Genomic DNA, 16,582 nt, shown 5'->3' on the forward strand with positions numbered 1-16,582 from the left:
ATCAGGCCTCCTTGACGTCGGTCGGGGCGGTACGCAGGACGCGGCCGAGACCGCTCACCCGCGGCGACATGAACGCCTTGGTGTTGGCGAACATCGTCATGATCGGATGCCGGAAGAGGAACACCACGACCAGGTCGAGCACGGTGGACAGACCCAGCGCGAACGCGAAGCCCTGAACCGCGCCGATCGAGACGATGTAGAGCACCACCGCGGCGAGGATCGTGATCGTGTTCGCCGAGATGATCGTGCGCCGGGCCCGGGCCCACGCCCGCGGCACCGCGCTACGCGGACTTCGGCCCTCGTGGATCTCGTCCTTGAGCCGTTCGAAGTAGATGACGAACGAGTCCGCGGCGACACCCAGCGACACGATGAAGCCGGCTATACCGGCCAGGGTGAGGGTGAAGCCGAGCGTGCGGCCGAGGAAGACCAGCGCGCCGAAGGTCAGCAGACCAGACAGGATGAGACTCAGGAAGATGACCGAGCCGAGCAGGCGGTAGTAGAAGAACGCGTACACCGCCACCAGGAGCATGCCGATCGCGGCCGCGAGCAGACCCGCCTGCAGCTGCTGGATACCGAGGGTCGCGGAGATCGTCTGCGCCGGGCCCGAGGTGAAGGTCACCGGCAGGGCGCCGAAGTTGAGCTGGTCGGCCAGCTGCTTGGCGGTCACCGCGGTGAACTGGCCGGTGATCTGCGAGGTGCCGGTGAGCACGCCCTGGATCTGCGGCGCCGAGATGACCGACTTGTCGAGCACGACCGCGACCGCGCAGTGGTCGATCTGGCCGTACATCGCCGTGGCGGCGACGAAGCAGGGGTCGCTCGAGGTCGCGTTGAACGCCTGGCGGGTCAGGTTGGCCCACTTGGTCGAGCCCTCGCTCTTGAAGTCGAGCGAGACGACCCACTGGCCGTTCTGCTGGTCGAGCTGCGGACTCGCCTTGGAGATGTCGTCGCCGACCACCGGCGCCTTGTCCAGCATGATCTTGCCGCCCTGGTAGCAGACCGCGGCCTGCTTGCTGACGTCGTCGATCGCGCCGTTCGGCCGGTCGTCCAGCTGCTTGCAGCTGATCGTCGGCACGTTGTACTGCATCTGCGGGGTCAGGGCGTTGACCTCGGCGCCGGAGAGCTTCGCGAAGCTCGCGAACGGCAGGCCGGCCTTCGGGTCGGTGGAGAGGTCGACCGGGGCGGTCAGCTTCTCGGCGGCGGCCCAGGCGGCCGCGCCCACCTTCTGCTGCACCTCGGCGACGGTCACGGTCTGGTCGCCAGGGACCGCGGCGGTGGCGCTCGCCGTCGGGCTGGGCGTGGGGGTCGCGCTCGGGCTCGGCGCCTTCACGACCTCGCCGCCGCCCTGGCCGCCCGTCGAGGGCGAGGCGTTGGCGGCGGGGGCGCTGGTGGCCGTGCCCGCTCCGGCCGACGCGCTGGTCGACGGCTTCACGGAGCCGGAGGCGCCGGCCGACGGGGCCACGCTCGGGCTCGGCGGGTTCAGCGCCGTCGACGACACGTCACCGGTCGCGCCGATCACCAGGCGGAAGCGCATCTGCGCCGCCTGCGACAGGGTCTTGAGCTGGTCGTCGGCCTTGCCGGCCAGCGACACCACGATGTTGCGGTTGCCCTGGATGACCACCTCGGCCTCGGACACACCGAGCGCGTTGACGCGGTTCTCGATGATGCTCTTGGCCTGCTCCATGCTCTCTTTCGACGGCACCTGGCCGCCCTGCACGGAAGCGATGTAGGTGGCCTGCGTGCCGCCGACCAGGTCCAGCCCCAGCTTGGGGTGGAGCCGGTCGGTGAAGCCGCCCTTCGCGCCACCGGCGAAGAAGACAAGCAGATACAGGACGACGAAGACCAGGCCGAGCACGCCGAGTTGGCGTCCGGGATGCATCTGTCCCTGTGGTGGTCGTGCCACGGCGTTCGGTCTCCCTGCGTTACGGCCGCCCCCCTGGCGGCGCCCATACATTGTCGATGGCCGATCTCCGGCCGGACGAACCGGCCCGACGGCTCACTGCGCCGCGGGCCGGTCCGGGAAGTATGTGTCAGTCCTTTTTCTGGGTGTCGGCGACAGTGTCGTCGTCGGCGACCGGCTCGTCCGCCGCCTCGGCCTCGTCGACCGGGGCAGCCTCCTCCGCCTCCTGCCTGTGCAGGACGCGAGCGATGGCCGGACGGGCGAACTTCACCTGAACACCCGGAGCGACCTCAAGAGTAGCCACGTCGGCGTCGACCGAGACGATCGTGCCGTGCAGGCCCCCGATCGTGACAATCTGGTCACCGGGGCCCAACTTGTTCTGCAGTTCCTGCGCTTCGCGACGCCGCTTCTGCTGGGGGCGGATCATCAGGAAATAGACCACGCCGAAGAGCAGGAGCAGGAACAGGATGGTGGTGAAGCTGTTTCCTGCTCCCGAGGCGGCTGCCAGATACACGAGAAAGCCTTCCGTAGGCCTCGGTGCGGTGGTGTGCGCACGTCGAGGCGATAAACACGTCGGGGTTGAACCGCGGCGAGTCTAATCGGTCAACCTGAGAAGTCCGAATGCGGCACACATCACGTTCACATTACGAGCGGATTTCATACGTCTCGGGCGAACAAGTCCGCCTGAACCGCCCCGGACGGCGGTGTCCTACCCAGGTGCAGCCAGCCCGATTCGGTCGCGACCCGGCCCCGCGGCGTGCGCGCCAGCAGGCCCGCCCGCACCAGAAACGGCTCGCAGACCTCCTCGACCGTGTCGGACTGCTCCCCCACGGCAACGGCGAGGGTGGACAAACCGACCGGGCCTCCGCGGAACGTGTCGATCAGGGCTCGCAGCACGGCCCGGTCGAGCCGGTCGAGGCCGAGTTCGTCCACGTCGTACACCTGAAGGGCTTCTCTGGCAGTTTCCTGGGTGACCACGCCGTCGGCCCGCACCTCGGCGTAGTCGCGCACGCGACGCAGCAGGCGGTTGGCGATACGCGGCGTGCCGCGCGACCGGCCGGCGATCTCCGCCGCACCCTCGGCGGTGATCGGCACCCCGAGGATGCGCGCCGACCGGTGCAGCAGAGAGTCCAGATCGGCCGATGAGTAGAAGTCGAGGTGCGCGACGAACCCGAACCGGTCACGCATCGGCCCGGAGAGCAGGCCCGCCCGCGTGGTCGCGCCGACCAGCGTGAACGGCTCGACGTCGAGCGGGATCGCGGTCGCGCCCGGCCCCTTGCCGACCACCACGTCGACCCGGAAGTCCTCCATGGCGCTGTAGAGCAACTCCTCGGCCGGCTTCGCGATCCGGTGAATCTCGTCGATGAACAGCACGTCGCCGGGCGCGAGACCGGTCAGGATCGCCGCCAGGTCACCGGACCGCTCGATCACCGGCCCACTCGTGGTGCGAATCCCGGTCCCGAGCTCAGCGGCGACGATGTTCGCCAGCGTGGTCTTACCCAAGCCCGGTGGCCCTGACAGGAGGATGTGGTCGGGCGGCGTGCCGCGGCCCATCGCGCCTTTGAGCAGCAGCTCGAGCTGATCGCGTACGCGATGCTGGGCGATGAAGTCGGCCAGCCGGCGCGGCCGGACGCTCGCCTCGGCATCGAGATCGTCGTCGCCCGCGTCCGCGGAGACCAGTTCGCTCATCGTGCGCGGCCCAGCAGCCGGATGGCCTGGCGCAGGAGCACGGGTACGGGCGGCACCTCGCCGTCGATCGTCTCGGCGACCTTGGAGACGGCCTGGTCGGCCTGCGCGACCGTCCAGCCCAGCGCGAGCACGCCCTGCCGCACCTGCTCCTGCCAGCCGCCGCTGAGCACCCCGGCCGAGCCGCCGTCGCCGAGCGGCAGCGGGCCGATCCGGTCGCGCAGCTCGACCACCATCTTCTCGGCGCCCTTCTTGCCGATGCCCGGCACCTGGGTGAGCGTCGCCAGGTCGGCGCCGACGATGGCGCGGCGCACCACGTCCGGGGAGTGCACGGCGAGCACCGCCTGGGCCAGCCGCGGGCCCACTCCGCTGGCCGTCTGCAGGAGCTCGAACAACTGCTTCTCGTCGTCGTCGGCGAACCCGTACAGGGTCAAGGAATCTTCCCGGACCACCATGCTGGTCGCCAGGCGCGCCTCGAGGCCGGCCTTCAGGCCGGCGAGAGTCCCCGGCGCGCACTGCACCTGCAGGCCGACGCCGCCGACCTCGATGACGGCGCTGTCCGGGTTGATGGCGGCGACCAGGCCGCGCACGCTGGCGATCATCGCCGGGCTCCTCGTCGTTGGTACCGTGCCGCGGCGAGCGCCGCCGCCTCGATGCGGGCCCGGGTGCCGCCACGCCAGATGTGGCAGATGGCGAGGGCGAGCGCGTCCGCGGCGTCGGCCGGCTTGGGCGGCGCGTCGAGCCCGAGCAGCCGGGTGACCATCCCGGTCACCTGCTGCTTGCCGGCCGTGCCGGAGCCGGTCACGGCCGCCTTCACCTCGCTCGGCGTGTATGTCTGCACGGGCAGCCCCGCCCGCGCGCCGGCCAGGATCGCGACGCCGCTGGCCTGCGCCGTGCCCATCACCGTCCGCACGTTGTGCTGGGAAAACACCCGCTCGACGGCCACGCTCTCGGGCTGGTGCTCGGCGACCAGCCGGGCGAGCTCGGTGTCCAGCCGCAGCAGCCGGAGGGAGATGTCGTCGTCGGTGTCGGTGTAGACGACGTAGTAGGCGATCAGCTTGCACTGCCGCCCCGGCACGCCCTCGACCACGCCGACGCCGCAACGAGTGAGGCCCGGGTCGACGCCGAGCACGCGCACCACGGACCTCCCCTGCCTCACGTACGTGTGTTCGACACCCTAATACGCGGTGGTCTTGCGCCCGGCACCGACACGCCTCGACGATGGGGACGGGAGGTAGTCATGTACCTCGTTCCGCCGATGGATGACGAACCACCACCGGAGTACGTCGCCTTCGTCGCCGGCCACCTGACCGCTCTGCGCACCGAGACGGACCGGCTGGTAGGCGGCGACGCCGAGGGCGGCCATATCTACATGGACGTGCTGGCCGACCTGGCCGGCCACTGGCGCCGCCTGCGTTTGTGGTCCTGGCTGGCGGGCAAGGACGCGGCCGGGGAGTACCTGCAACGCCGCCTGGCCGCCCGCACGAAACAGTGGCGCGACGAGCAGATCTACGACGTCGACGTCCGCGTGCTGCGCACGCAGATCTACATGCCGCTGCATGGTCCCGGCCAGACGCTCGCCTTGCGCAAGGCCCAGGTTCTCGATGACACCGTACGAGCCGGAGCAGTCCCCTTCGCCGACGCGGGCATTGCGTGGGTCCAGGCCTACAAGAAGCAGGAGTGGCACCGCTTGGGCCGCTGGATTGCCACCTGCATTCTCGTGGTAGGCGGAATGATCCAGTACATGACCTGGCTCTCCACCGGCTCCTGACGCTTACCGATCGACGGCGGCCATTACCGAGCGCGGTACTCCGCTTCCAGCTCGGACAAAAGCAGGCTGCGCTCCCACGAATACGTTGACTTGGCGGGCGCCAGCCGGAGAATCCGGACGTGCGCGTCGTCTTCGTCGCGGTCGAGTGTCTGATCGACGATCCAATACTCGGGGATGCCGCGCTTGGCGTACCAGTCCATCTTGTCGGTGTACTCGCCGTTGACCGAGTTCTCCGACACGACCTCGACCACGAGGCTGTACGCCGAGCCGGGCAGGTTCGAATACGACGCCTTCTGGGGTGGAAGCGCCCCGGCGATGACACCGACATCGGGAAGCCGGCAGTCGCGCGGCCGATCCCCGAGCACGCCAGGGTCCTGGAAGGCCTCGAGACCGGCCGCATGGAGCATGAGAAGGAGGCGCCGCGTGATCGACTTATGCCAGAAGGTCGACGGCGTCATGATGACGAGGTTTCCCTCGTGCAACTCGTAGCGGTAACCCTCGGGCAAGGTGAGGAGATCTTCGACATCGAGGCTCTCAATGGGGGGCAGATTCAAGCTCGGCATCACCAGCACCTCCTCACCGTACTGGTCACCAGACCAGCCGTCACCGGTCAACTGTCCCCGTGTTCACATGTACCAGAAACGCGCACCGTGATGGCACAAGTATCGCCTCACCCGGGCCCCGGAAACGCGAACGGGGCCGGCGCAGCAAGCACCGACCCCGACACAACCTCTGTTGTCACGCGTCAATGGCCGCCATGACCTCGTCCGACACATCGAAGTTCGCGTAGATGTTCTGGACGTCGTCGCAGTCCTCGAGCGCGTCGATCAGCTTGAAGACCTTGCGGGCCGCTTCCTCGTCCACCGGCACGGTCATCGTCGGGACCAGGGAGGTCTCGGCCGAGTCGTACTCGATGTCCGCCTCCTGCAGTGCCGTGCGCACCGCGATCAGGTCGGTCGGCTCGGAGACCACCTCGAACGACTCGCCCAGGTCGTTGATCTCCTCGGCGCCGGCGTCGAGGACGGCCAGCATCAGGTCGTCCTCGCTGAGGCCGCCGCTCGGGACGAGCACCACGCCCTTGCGGTTGAACAGGTAGGACACGCTGCCGGCGTCGGCGAACGTGCCGCCGTTGCGGGTCAGCGCGGTGCGCACCTCGGTGGCCGCGCGGTTGCGATTGTCGGTGAGGCACTCGATCAGAATCGCGACGCCGGCGGGTCCGTAGCCCTCGTACATGATCGTCTGCCAGTCGGCGCCGCCGGCCTCGAGGCCCGAGCCGCGCTTGACGGCGCGGTCGATGTTGTCGTTCGGTACCGAGCTCTTCTTCGCCTTCTGGATGGCGTCGAAGAGCGTGGGGTTACCGGCCGGGTCCCCGCCACCGGTGCGCGCCGCGACCTCGACGTTCTTGATGAGCTTGGCGAACATCTTGCCGCGCTTGGCGTCGATGACCGCCTTCTTGTGCTTCGTCGTCGCCCACTTGGAGTGGCCGGACATGAAAAACCTCCGTCATTGCCGCGCGTCTAGTCCAAGGCCTGGCGGACCATCTCGACGAAGTACCGGTGGACGCGGAGGTCGCCGGTCAGCTCCGGGTGGAATGCCGTGGCGAGCAGGTTGCCCTGCCGAACGGCGACAATCCTACCGGCGGCCGGTCCGTCCTTGACGCGGCCCAACACCCGCACGTCGTCGCCGACCTCCTCGACCCATGGCGCGCGGATGAAGACGGCGTGAAAATCGCCGCCCGCGATGTCCTCGATCGATACGTCGCCCTCGAACGAGTCGACCTGCCGGCCGAACGCGTTGCGGCGCACGGTCATCTCGATCCCCTGGAACGACTCCTGATCGGGCCGCCCGTCCAGCACCGTCGTGGCCAGCATGATCATGCCCGCGCACGACCCGTACACCGGCATCCCGTCGGCGATCCGCTTGCGAATCGGATCGAGCAGCCCGAAGCTCACGGCGAGGTTGCTGATCGCCGTCGACTCCCCACCGGGGATGACCAGGGCGTCGACGTCCGTCAGCTCAGAAGGCCGCCGCACCGGCCGCGCCAGCACGTCACTCTCCGCAAGGGCCGCCAGATGCTCCCGGACATCGCCCTGCAGGGCCAGCACACCGATATTCACCTTTCCCAGCTTAGGCTGGCCACGTGTTCGCGATCCGCCGGGTGCGGGACCACCTCGACCGCCACTACGCCGACCCGATCGCGCTCGACGCCCTCACCGCCATCGCCGGAATGTCGCGCTTCCACCTGATCCGCACGTTCCACGCCGCCTACGGCGTCACCCCGATCCGCTACCTCTCCCGCCGCCGCATCGAAAGAGCACAAGACCTTCTGCGGTACGCGAACCTGACCGTCACCGAGGTCTGCGTGGCCGTCGGCTTCTCGTCGCTCGGCTCGTTCTCCTCCCGCTTCACCGCCCTGGTCGGCGAGAGCCCCACCGCCTACCAGCGCCGCTACGCCGCGAACGCCCCGCACATCCCGGGTTGTCACCTGTTCATGAACGGGGTGATTCCGCAATTTCCGAGAAGCACGCCGGCCGGGGACGGGCCTAGCGTCGAGGAATGATTGAGAGCATCTCGCTGGTCACGGTCTACTGCCTCGACCAGAGCGCCACCCGCGACTTCTACGTCGACCACCTGGGCTTCGAGCCCCGCGTCGACGCCACCATGGGCGAGTTCCGGTGGGTGACCATCGCGCACCCCAGCCAGCCCGAGCTCGAGGTCACCCTCATGCTCCCCGGCCCGCCCCTTTCCCCCGACGCCGCCGCCTTCATCCGCTCCCAGCTCGAGTCGGGCCAGATGGGCGGCCTGGGCCTGCGCGTCGACGACTGCCGCAAGACCGCCGCCGACCTGACCAAGGCCGGCGTCACGTTCATCCAGGAGCCCTCCGACCGCCCGTACGGCGTGGAAGCGGTCATCCGCGACAACACGGGCAACTGGCTCACCCTGGTCGAACCCAAGCCCTTCACCCAAGAAGACCTCAAGAACTTCGCATAGGTGGCGGGAACGCGGAAGGCCGGCCCGAGTGGGCCGGCCTTCAGGTGCTCGGGGTCAGGAGCCGATCAGCTGGGGGATCTTCTCGAACAGCTGCTGCGTGTAGGTGACCATCTCGTGGAGCATCCAGTTGCCCGAGAAGAGCAGGGCCGCGCCGCAGGCCGCCGCCTTCGGGACGAACGAGAGGGTCGCCTCCTGGATCTGGGTGACCGACTGGAACAGGGAGATCGCGAAGCCCACCACCAGGGCGGTGAGCAGCACCGGAGCGGCCATCTTCGCCGCGATGGTCATCGCCTGGAGAGCGAGCTCGGTAATCATCGTGTCGGTCATGCCAGTCAGTTCGGAGCGGCGGCGGCGGCGCGGAGTGCGAAACGGGCGCAGCCAGGTTGCCGTTCGGTTCGCCCGGGAGAAACCCTCAAGTCGGCGCCGGCACGGAACACAGGCCACCGAGGGGTCGATTGGCCATCGGTGAGGGGCCCCGAGCTGAGTACGATTCACGTACCGAAACCCTGCTTGAGGAGCTTATTCACCATGTCTGAGAACCAGCCCGCCGTCGGGACCGCGCGGGTCAAGCGCGGTATGGCGGAGATGCTCAAGGGCGGCGTGATCATGGATGTTGTCACGCCGGACCAGGCGAAGATCGCGGAGGACGCCGGGGCCGTGGCGGTCATGGCGCTGGAGCGGGTGCCGGCCGACATCCGGGCTCAGGGCGGCGTGTCCCGGATGTCCGATCCTGACATGATCGACGGGATCATCGAGGCGGTGTCGATCCCGGTCATGGCGAAAGCGCGGATCGGGCACTTCGTCGAGGCGCAGGTGCTCCAGGCGCTCGGGGTCGACTACGTCGACGAGTCCGAGGTGCTGACGCCCGCCGACTACGCGAACCACATCGACAAGTGGCAGTTCACGGTGCCGTTCGTGTGCGGCGCGACAAACCTGGGCGAGGCGCTGCGCCGGATCACCGAGGGCGCCGCCATGATCCGGTCGAAGGGCGAGGCGGGCACGGGCGACGTGTCCAACGCGACCACCCACATGCGCAAGATCCGGCAGGAGATCCGCCGGCTGCAGACGCTGCCGGAGGACGAGCTGTTCGTCGCCGCGAAGGAGCTTCAGGCGCCGTACGAGCTGGTCAAGGAGGTCGCCGAGGCGGGCAAGCTGCCGGTCGTGCTGTTCACGGCGGGCGGCATCGCGACCCCGGCCGACGCGGCGATGATGATGCAGCTGGGCGCCGAGGGCGTGTTCGTCGGCTCCGGCATCTTCAAGTCGGGCAACCCGGCCCAGCGCGCGAACGCGATCGTCAAGGCCACGACCTTCCACGACGACCCGGACGTGATCGCCAAGGTCTCCCGCGGTCTCGGCGAGGCGATGGTCGGCATCAACGTCGACGACATCCCCGTCCCGCACCGCCTGGCCGAGCGCGGCTGGTAAGGCTCGCTCAGACCGACTCGAGCGGAGCCGTCGGCGGGGTCGCGGGCAACGGGACCTCCGCCGCCGGCTCGGGCAGCGCCGGGTCCTCGATGTCGAAGTACTGCGGCAGGGGATAACGCCTGGCCATGCCCAGCGCTCGCACCAACAGGCGGCGGCGGGCGGTGAGGGCGTCGCGCACCTGGTCGGTGTGCACCTGACGGGCCAGCCCGACGCGGCGGCTCGTGGCGATCAGCTGGCGGGTCGCGGGGTCGGTGCCGGTCAGTGCCGTGGCCCGCAACCGGCGGGTCAGGTCGTTCTCCGCCGACTCGCGCTCGTCGGGGTCGGCGTCCAGCGCGAGGCGGGCGGCCGCGTACAGCTCGTCGCTGTCCCGCTGCTCGGCGACGACGGCGGCCGCGGCGGCCCGGCGGAGCAGGTGGGCATCGAGAGCCCGCTCGGCCGACTGGGCGCGCACGTGCACCCGCTCGACGCGGTGCGCCGTCCAGCCGAGGTAGGCGGAGAGCAGCGCGATGACCGCGACGACCCCCAGCACCCACCACATGCCGGGCATCGTAGTGCCCTTTCGTGACCCCCCGTCAGGCCCCCGGCCGTGGCTCTGACCACTCTTCGTCGATGACCCGGCCGTCGGTGGCCTCGATCGCGGTGGCGTAGACCTCGAGGACACGCTTCGCCACGCTCGCCCAGTCGAACGCGGCGACCGTGGTGCGGGCCGCCGCGGCCAGCCCCTGGCGCCGCTCGGGGTCGTCGAGGAGCGCCCCCAGCAGCACCGCGAGGGCCGCGGCGTCTCCGGTCGGGAAGAGCGCGCCGGCCTTCCCGCCGTCGAGCACCCGGCGGAACGCGTCGAGGTCGCTCGCCGCGATCGCCGTTCCGGCCGCCATCGCCTCGGTAAGGATCATGCCGAAGCTCTCACCGCCCGTGTTCGGCGCCACATACACATCAACGCTGCGCAGCATGCGAGCTTTGTCCGCTTCAGATACTAAACCGAGAAATTTCACTCTTTCGTGGAGAGAGTCGGGAATCTCGTCGTAAAGGTCGTCAGGGTCCCCGGGGCCGGCCACCAGCAGCCGCAGACCGGGGCGTTCCCGGGCCAGCGCCACGAACGCCGACCGCAGGATCTCGAAACCCTTCCGGGGCTCGGTGAAACGCCCCAGAAAACCGAGAGTCCCGCCGGATCCGGGCCACCCGTCGAACGGGACGGCATCGGCGAACTTCGCGACCGCCACCCCGTTCGGGATCTCCATCGCTCCCCCGCCGAGGTGCTCGACCTGGACCTTCCGGGCCAGCTCGCTGACCGCGATCCGCGCCGTGATCTTCTCGATCACCAGCTGCAACAGGCCCTGAGCCACCGACATGGCCCGTGACCTCGTCATCGCGGTGTGGAAGGTGGCCACGACCGGTCCCCGCGCCGACAGCACCGCCAGCATCGAGAGGCTCAGCACCATCGGCTCGTGCACGTGCAGCACGTCGAACGCGCCCCGGTTGAGCCATCGGCGGACCCGGGCCGTCGACACCGGCCCGAACGAGATCCGGGCCACCGAGCCGTTGTAGGGAAACGGCACGGCCCGCCCGGCCGGCACCACGTACGGCGGAAGGTCGGCGTCCTCGTCGGCCGGCGCGAGCACGCTGACCTCGTGACCGAGCCCGATCAGCGCCTCGGAGAGATCCATGATGTGGTTCTGTACACCGCCGGGCACGTCGAAGGAGTAGGGCGAGACGATCCCGATCCGCACGATGCTCCCCCTACAGCCACAGCTTCTGCAGCATGTGCCAGTCCTGCGGGTGTTCGGCGATTCCCTCGGCGAAGGCGTCGGCCAGCATCTGCGTGGTGGCCTTGACCCGGACGTCGAGCGGACCCTCCGCCGGCGGCGTGATCGGCTTCAGCACCGCGTACGTCTGGGTGGGGGTGAAGGAAAGTCCGACGGCGTAGAGCGGCGCGCCGGTGCGGATCGCGAGGATCGCCGGCCCGGCCGGCATGCGGGTACGCCCGCCGAAGAAGCTGACCTCGACGCCGTTGCGGGAGAGATCGCGGTCGCCGAGCAGGCAGACCATCCAGCCCGCCAGGAGCCGATCGGCCAGCTCGTCCAGCGGTGGCCGCTCCCCGCCGGTGAGGGGGATGACCTTCATGCCGAGGTTCTCGCGGTACTGGACGAACCGGCGGTACACGGCCTCGGGCTTGAGCCGCTCGGCCACCGTGACCATGCGCCAGTCGTTGGAGGAGACCCAGCCGGCGGCCGCGTCCCAGTTGCCGGCGTGCGGCAGCGTCAGGATCAGGCCCTTCCCGTCGGCCATGGCCTTCCTGATCCAGTCGTAGTGCTCCTCGGAGATGCCGAACCCGTCGAGGAGCTGCTGCCGGCTCTGCGAGGGCAGGCGGAAGGCCTCCAGCCAGTAGCGCGCGTAGGAGCGCAGGCCGTCGCGGACGACCTGCTCCGGCACGTCGCCGCCGGCCACCTGGGTGAGATTCCTGCGCAGGCGTTGGGTGCCGGGTCCATTTTTCTTGTACGCGCGGTCGGCCGCCGCGTTGAAGAGGGACCGCGCCACCGGAAGGGGCAGCATGCGCACGACCCGCCACCCGGCCGCGAAGCCGAACTCGATCAAACGGTCCTTCACGGAGTCTCCGAGCGGGTCTCCGAAGCGGCGTCCGAAGCGGCGTCCGAAGCGGTCTCCGACGGCGCCGGCTCGGTGCGCGCGGCGTGGATCAGCCGCTGGAAGACGGTGATCACCGAGAGCGCGGCCACGACCCACAGCGCGGCCGGGAGACCCCAGTCCAGGCCGGCCGCGCCGAGCAGACCGCCGACGCCGAGGATGACCAGCCGTTCGAAGCGCTCGGCGATGCCGACGTCCGCGTTCAGGCCGAGGCTCTGCGCCCGGGCCTTCACGTACGACACGACCTGACCGGCCGCCAGAGCGACCAGCGCCGCGGCCACCCCACCGTACGGATTGCCCTGGGTGGCCATGTAATAGACGACGGCGCCGAAAACGGCGCCGTCGGCGATGCGGTCCATCGACGAGTCGAGGAGTGCCCCGAACTTGCCGGAGCCGCCGCGCATGCGGGCCATCGTCCCGTCGAGCACATCGGTGAGCGCGCACGCGGTGACCACCCACGTGCCCCAGAAGAGGTGCCCGTTGGCGCCCAGCCACGCGCCGATGAGCACGCCGACGGTGCCGGCGATGGTCACGGCGTTCGGCGAGATCCCGAGGCGCAGCAGGAAGCGGGCGGTCGGGTTGACGACGTGCGACACGACAGCACGGGCGGGTACTTGGACGATCTTTGCCATGGCGGTCCCACCATATCGGCGCAGGGCGGAAGTCGGCACGTGCCCGCCCACCAGTGGCCGTATCGTCATCTCTGCGGCGTTTTGCCAACTACAAAGGGTTGCGGGCTCTACAGCGCCGGGTGTGGGATTCAGGAACAGCGTGGTAACAGTCACGAAACGCTCGGCCATTCAAACAGCAGGGAGCGGCTGCCATGGCGCAGAAGACCTCGGAGAAGGGGCTCAACGGCGCGGCGGCGCCGGTGGTGACCGAGCCCGGCAGAGTACGAAACGTGGTGCTGGTGGGCCACTCCAGCTCGGGCAAGACCACTCTGGTCGAGGCCCTGCTCGCCGCCACCGGGACGATTCCGCGGGCGGGCACGGTGACCGACGGCACCACGGTGTCCGACCATGACCCGGCGGCGGTGCGCCAGCAGCGATCGGTGTCGCTGGCCTGCGCCCCGCTGATCCACCAGGATGTGAAGATCAACCTCCTCGACACGCCCGGGTACGCCGATTTCGTGGGCGAGCTGCGCGCGGGCCTGCGGGCCGCCGACGCCGCGCTCTTCGTGGTGTCGGCCGAGGGCGGATCCAGCGGAGAGAAAATTGCCGACGCCACGATTTCGTTATGGGAGGAATGTGCCGCGGTCGGCATGCCCCGGGCCGTCGCGATCACCAGGCTCGACCACCCCCGCGCCGACTACGACGGCACGCTGGAGGCCTGCCAGGACGCGTTCGGCGAAAACGTGATGCCGATCTACCAGCCGATGCTCGCCGACGACGGCGAGTCGGTGGCCGGCCTGCTCGGCCTGGTGACGCTGCGGGTGCTGGACTATTCGAAGGGCTACCCGCCCGAGGTCGGCGAGGCCGAGCCCGAGCACCTGACCCCCATCGCCGACGACCGGAACACGCTGATCGAGGGGATCATCGCCGAGAGCGAGGACGAGACCCTCATGGACCGCTACCTCGGCGGCGAGGAGGTCACCGCCGACACCCTGGTGACCGACCTGGAGATGGCCGTCGCCAAGGGCAACTTCTACCCGGTCATCCCGGTCTGCTCGGCGACCGGCGTCGGCCTCGACGCGCTGCTCGACGGCCTGGTCAACGGCGCTCCCTCGCCGCTGGAGCACGACCTGCCGGTGGTCACCGGGGTGGACGGCTCCCCGCGCCCGCCGCTGACCTGCGACCCCGACGGCCCGCTGGTGGCCGAGGTGGTCAAGACCACGATCGACCGGCACGTGGGCCGCGTCTCGCTGGTCCGGGTCTTCTCCGGCACGCTGCGCCCCGAGCAGGTCCTGCACGTCTCGGGCCACGGCCTCGCCGAGCGCGGCCACCCCGATCACGACGCCGACGAGCGCGTGGCGCATGTCTACTCCCCGCTCGGCGCGACGCTGCGCGAGGTGGCGTACTGCGTGGCCGGCGACATCTGCGCGATCACCAAGTCGGGCAGCGCCGAGACCGGCGACACGCTCAGCGGCAAGGACGACCCGATGCTGATGGCGCCGTGGACCATGCCCGAGCCGCTGCTGCCGATCGCGATCGTGGCCAAGACCCGCTCCGACGAGGACGCCCTCGCGAAAAACCTCGCCCGCCTCGTGGCCGGCGACCCGACGCTGCGCCTCGACCGCAACGCCGAGACCCACCAGCTGGTGCTCTGGACGATGGGCGAGTCGCACGCCGACGTGGTGCTCGACCGGCTGCGCTCGGGCGGCGTCGAGCTCGACACCGAGCCGGTGAAGGTGCCGCTGCGCGAGACGCTCGCCACCACGGCCAAGGGGCACGGCCGGCACGTGAAGCAGTCCGGTGGCCACGGCCAGTACGCGGTCTGCGACATCAGCGTCGAGCCGCTCCCCCGCGGCTCGGGCTTCGAGTTCGTCGACAAGGTGGTCGGCGGCGCGGTGCCGCACAACTACATCCCCTCGGTCGAGAAGGGCGTCCGCAGCCAGCTCGAGCGCGGGCTGGTCGCCGGCTACCCGGTGGTCGACCTGCGGGTGACGCTCTTCGACGGCAAGGCGCACAGCGTCGACTCGTCGGACGCCGCGTTCCAGACCGCGGGCGCGCTCGCGCTGCGCGAGGCGGCCGCGGCGGCCCAGGTCACGCTGCTCGAGCCGATCGACGAGATCGCCGTGCGCGTCCCGGAGATGTACGTCGGGGCCGTGATGAGCGATCTTTCCGGCCGCCGGGGCCGGCCGCTCGGCTCGGAGTCCGAGGCCGACGGCGTGCACAGCGTCGTGCGGGCCGAGGTCCCGCAGACCGAGCTGATCCGGTACGCGGTGGAGCTGCGCGCCCTGTCCTCCGGGGCGGGCACGTTCACCCGTACCTACGTGCGGCACGAGCCCATGCCCGCCCACCTGGCCGATGGGGTGCGTAAGGAGCACACGAAGTAGCCGTCACAAGGCGATGGCGTTGGCCGCCTCGTGCATCGGCGCGAGGATCTTGTCGATCACCTGCTCCTTGCGCGGGTGGTACTTCAGGGTCCGCATGCCGTACGTGCGGAAGGCGATCGCGAGGCGGCCGCCCGGCACCATGTCCTTGGCCATCTTCCGGCCGAAGGCCAGGTTCTTCTCGACGTACGGCCGCATCTCCCGCTCGTAGGCCGCGAAACCGTCCGCCTCGCCGAGGTGCCGCCCCAGAACGTACGCCCCGACCAGCGCGAGGCTCGTGCCCTGCCCGGAGGCCGGCGCGGGGCAGTGCGCGGCGTCGCCGAGCAGCACCACCCGCCCGGATGACCACGACGGCAGCTCGACCTGGCTCATCGAGTCGAAGTAGAAGTCGTCGGCCTTGTCCATCGCGGCCAGGAACTCGCCGGTGCGCCAGCCCTGCCCCTCGAAGGCCTCGCGGACGAGCCGCTTCTGCGCGGCCACGTCCCGCCGGTCGAAGTCGAGCGAAGGCGCGGCGAAGGCCAGTCCGACCCGCGCGTCCTGGTGTGGATCCATCGCGTACGCGAAGACCAGCCGGCCGGGCCGGAAGTACATGACCTCCTCCCGTTCGATGCCCAGCAGGTTCGGCGTCGAGAAGATAGAGATGTACGCCCCCAGGTGGCTCAGCGGCGATTCCCCCAGGACCATCCGCCGGGTCGCCGAGTGCAGCCCGTCGGCGCCGACCACGTAGTCGAACCGCCGGGGCGCGCCACGCTCGAAGGTCACATCGACGCCGTCCGGCCCGTCGGCGAGCTTGGTGACCGCGTCGCCGAACACGTATTCCACGCCGTCGGCGGTGGCGTCGTGCAGGATGCGGCTCAGGTCCCACCGCATGATCTCGACGTCGTCGCCACGACGGCCCATGAGCAGGTCGGCCGGGAGCGCCGCGATCGGGCGGCCGTCGCTCTTCACGTAGGTGATGCGGCGCATCCCGGTGTCGGCGGCCTGGGCCGCCTCGAGCAGGCCCATCCGGCGCAGCACCTCGGTGGCCGCACCACGGACATCCACCTTGTAACCCGCCTCGCGCAGCGCCGGGGCGCGCTCGACGACGGTCACCTCGAAGCCGCGCTTGCGGAGCCAGAACGCCAGTGCGGGACCGGCCACGCCGGCTCCCGAGATCAGTACCCGTGAGGTTGTCATGGAC

The 16,582-nt window shown here is 69.8% G+C and carries 19 protein-coding genes; 5 read left to right on the plus strand and 14 right to left on the minus strand.

The genetic code is table 11. The features are described from left to right. Position 1: 1 nt before the first annotated feature. The 5 genes from secD to ruvC form a co-directional block, all read right to left on the minus strand. The gene (gene secD, locus A3CQ_RS0145445) at positions 2-1,876 is read right to left on the minus strand and encodes a protein translocase subunit SecD (protein ID WP_020517631.1); all 1,875 of its coding nucleotides are present in this window, start codon (positions 1,874-1,876) and stop codon (positions 2-4) included. Between the two features lie 151 nt (positions 1,877-2,027). Continuing rightward, on the minus strand, positions 2,028-2,411 hold the full coding sequence (yajC, locus tag A3CQ_RS0145450) for a preprotein translocase subunit YajC (RefSeq protein WP_020517632.1): 384 nt from the start codon (positions 2,409-2,411) through the stop codon (positions 2,028-2,030). Between the two features lie 143 nt (positions 2,412-2,554). Beyond that, the gene (gene ruvB, locus A3CQ_RS0145455) at positions 2,555-3,586 is read right to left on the minus strand and encodes a Holliday junction branch migration DNA helicase RuvB (protein ID WP_020517633.1); all 1,032 of its coding nucleotides are present in this window, start codon (positions 3,584-3,586) and stop codon (positions 2,555-2,557) included. Continuing rightward, the gene (ruvA, locus tag A3CQ_RS0145460; protein WP_020517634.1) at positions 3,583-4,185 is read right to left on the minus strand and encodes a Holliday junction branch migration protein RuvA; all 603 of its coding nucleotides are present in this window, start codon (positions 4,183-4,185) and stop codon (positions 3,583-3,585) included. The genes ruvB and ruvA overlap by 4 nt, the downstream gene beginning before the upstream one ends. Next, entirely contained in the window at positions 4,182-4,721 is a 540-nt protein-coding gene (ruvC, locus tag A3CQ_RS0145465) for a crossover junction endodeoxyribonuclease RuvC (protein WP_026206916.1), read from the minus strand. The genes ruvA and ruvC overlap by 4 nt, the downstream gene beginning before the upstream one ends. A 102-nt stretch (positions 4,722-4,823) precedes the next feature. Between ruvC and A3CQ_RS0145470 the strand changes: the two genes are divergently transcribed. Continuing rightward, positions 4,824-5,354: a hypothetical protein gene (locus A3CQ_RS0145470; RefSeq protein ID WP_020517636.1), complete on the plus strand. Its 531-nt coding sequence runs from the start codon at positions 4,824-4,826 to the stop codon at positions 5,352-5,354. Between the two features lie 23 nt (positions 5,355-5,377). Here A3CQ_RS0145470 and A3CQ_RS0145475 read toward each other — a convergent pair whose 3' ends face one another. The 3 genes from A3CQ_RS0145475 to pdxT all read right to left on the minus strand — a co-directional run bounded on the left by A3CQ_RS0145475 (position 5,378) and on the right by pdxT (position 7,471). After that, positions 5,378-5,917 (minus strand): Uma2 family endonuclease, encoded by a 540-nt coding sequence (locus tag A3CQ_RS0145475; RefSeq protein ID WP_245577664.1) that lies wholly within the window; start codon positions 5,915-5,917, stop codon positions 5,378-5,380. 175 nt (positions 5,918-6,092) lie between these two features. After that, on the minus strand, positions 6,093-6,845 hold the full coding sequence (locus tag A3CQ_RS0145480) for a YebC/PmpR family DNA-binding transcriptional regulator (protein ID WP_020517638.1): 753 nt from the start codon (positions 6,843-6,845) through the stop codon (positions 6,093-6,095). A gap of 26 nt (positions 6,846-6,871) precedes the next feature. Further along, on the minus strand, positions 6,872-7,471 hold the full coding sequence (pdxT, locus tag A3CQ_RS0145485; RefSeq protein ID WP_026206917.1) for a pyridoxal 5'-phosphate synthase glutaminase subunit PdxT: 600 nt from the start codon (positions 7,469-7,471) through the stop codon (positions 6,872-6,874). 23 nt (positions 7,472-7,494) lie between these two features. Here pdxT and A3CQ_RS0145490 point away from each other — a divergent pair, with 23 nt between their 5' ends. After that, a complete protein-coding gene (locus A3CQ_RS0145490; RefSeq protein ID WP_020517640.1) occupies positions 7,495-7,914 on the plus strand; it encodes a helix-turn-helix domain-containing protein in 420 nt (139 codons plus the stop codon). Beyond that, on the plus strand, positions 7,911-8,345 hold the full coding sequence (locus A3CQ_RS0145495) for a VOC family protein (RefSeq protein ID WP_020517641.1): 435 nt from the start codon (positions 7,911-7,913) through the stop codon (positions 8,343-8,345). Before A3CQ_RS0145490 ends, A3CQ_RS0145495 begins: the two co-directional genes overlap by 4 nt. Before the next feature lie 54 nt (positions 8,346-8,399). Here A3CQ_RS0145495 and fliQ read toward each other — a convergent pair whose 3' ends face one another. Further along, positions 8,400-8,672, minus strand: coding sequence for a flagellar biosynthesis protein FliQ (gene fliQ / locus A3CQ_RS0145500; RefSeq protein WP_020517642.1), 273 nt, complete (start codon positions 8,670-8,672; stop codon positions 8,400-8,402). A 201-nt stretch (positions 8,673-8,873) separates the two neighbouring features. On the opposite strand from fliQ, the gene pdxS reads away from it, so the two are divergent. Continuing rightward, entirely contained in the window at positions 8,874-9,770 is an 897-nt protein-coding gene (gene pdxS, locus A3CQ_RS0145505) for a pyridoxal 5'-phosphate synthase lyase subunit PdxS (protein WP_026206918.1), read from the plus strand. Between the two features lie 7 nt (positions 9,771-9,777). On the opposite strand, the gene A3CQ_RS0145510 is transcribed toward pdxS, so the two are convergent. Genes A3CQ_RS0145510 through pgsA form a run of 4 tightly spaced genes read right to left on the minus strand, consistent with a single transcriptional unit; the run spans position 9,778 to position 13,042 of the window. Next, entirely contained in the window at positions 9,778-10,317 is a 540-nt protein-coding gene (locus A3CQ_RS0145510; protein WP_020517644.1) for a hypothetical protein, read from the minus strand. A gap of 25 nt (positions 10,318-10,342) precedes the next feature. After that, positions 10,343-11,497, minus strand: a complete 1,155-nt coding sequence (locus A3CQ_RS0145515) for a glycosyltransferase family 4 protein (protein WP_020517645.1) — start codon at positions 11,495-11,497, stop codon at positions 10,343-10,345. Positions 11,498-11,507: 10 nt separating this feature from the next. After that, on the minus strand, positions 11,508-12,374 hold the full coding sequence (locus tag A3CQ_RS0145520; RefSeq protein WP_020517646.1) for a phosphatidylinositol mannoside acyltransferase: 867 nt from the start codon (positions 12,372-12,374) through the stop codon (positions 11,508-11,510). Beyond that, positions 12,371-13,042 carry a phosphatidylinositol phosphate synthase gene (gene pgsA / locus A3CQ_RS56345; RefSeq protein WP_051115544.1) on the minus strand — a complete coding sequence of 224 codons (672 nt, stop codon included), beginning with the start codon at positions 13,040-13,042 and terminating at the stop codon, positions 12,371-12,373. The genes A3CQ_RS0145520 and pgsA overlap by 4 nt, the downstream gene beginning before the upstream one ends. Before the next feature lie 191 nt (positions 13,043-13,233). On the opposite strand from pgsA, the gene A3CQ_RS0145530 reads away from it, so the two are divergent. After that, positions 13,234-15,405 (plus strand): elongation factor G-like protein EF-G2, encoded by a 2,172-nt coding sequence (locus A3CQ_RS0145530; RefSeq protein ID WP_020517648.1) that lies wholly within the window; start codon positions 13,234-13,236, stop codon positions 15,403-15,405. A 3-nt stretch (positions 15,406-15,408) separates the two neighbouring features. Here A3CQ_RS0145530 and A3CQ_RS0145535 read toward each other — a convergent pair whose 3' ends face one another. Next, positions 15,409-16,578 (minus strand): FAD-dependent monooxygenase, encoded by a 1,170-nt coding sequence (locus A3CQ_RS0145535; RefSeq protein WP_026206919.1) that lies wholly within the window; start codon positions 16,576-16,578, stop codon positions 15,409-15,411. Between the last annotated feature and the right edge of the window lie 4 nt (positions 16,579-16,582).

Origin of the sequence: Paractinoplanes globisporus DSM 43857 (genome assembly GCF_000379645.1) — a bacterium.
GTDB lineage: Bacteria > Actinomycetota > Actinomycetes > Mycobacteriales > Micromonosporaceae > Actinoplanes > Actinoplanes globisporus.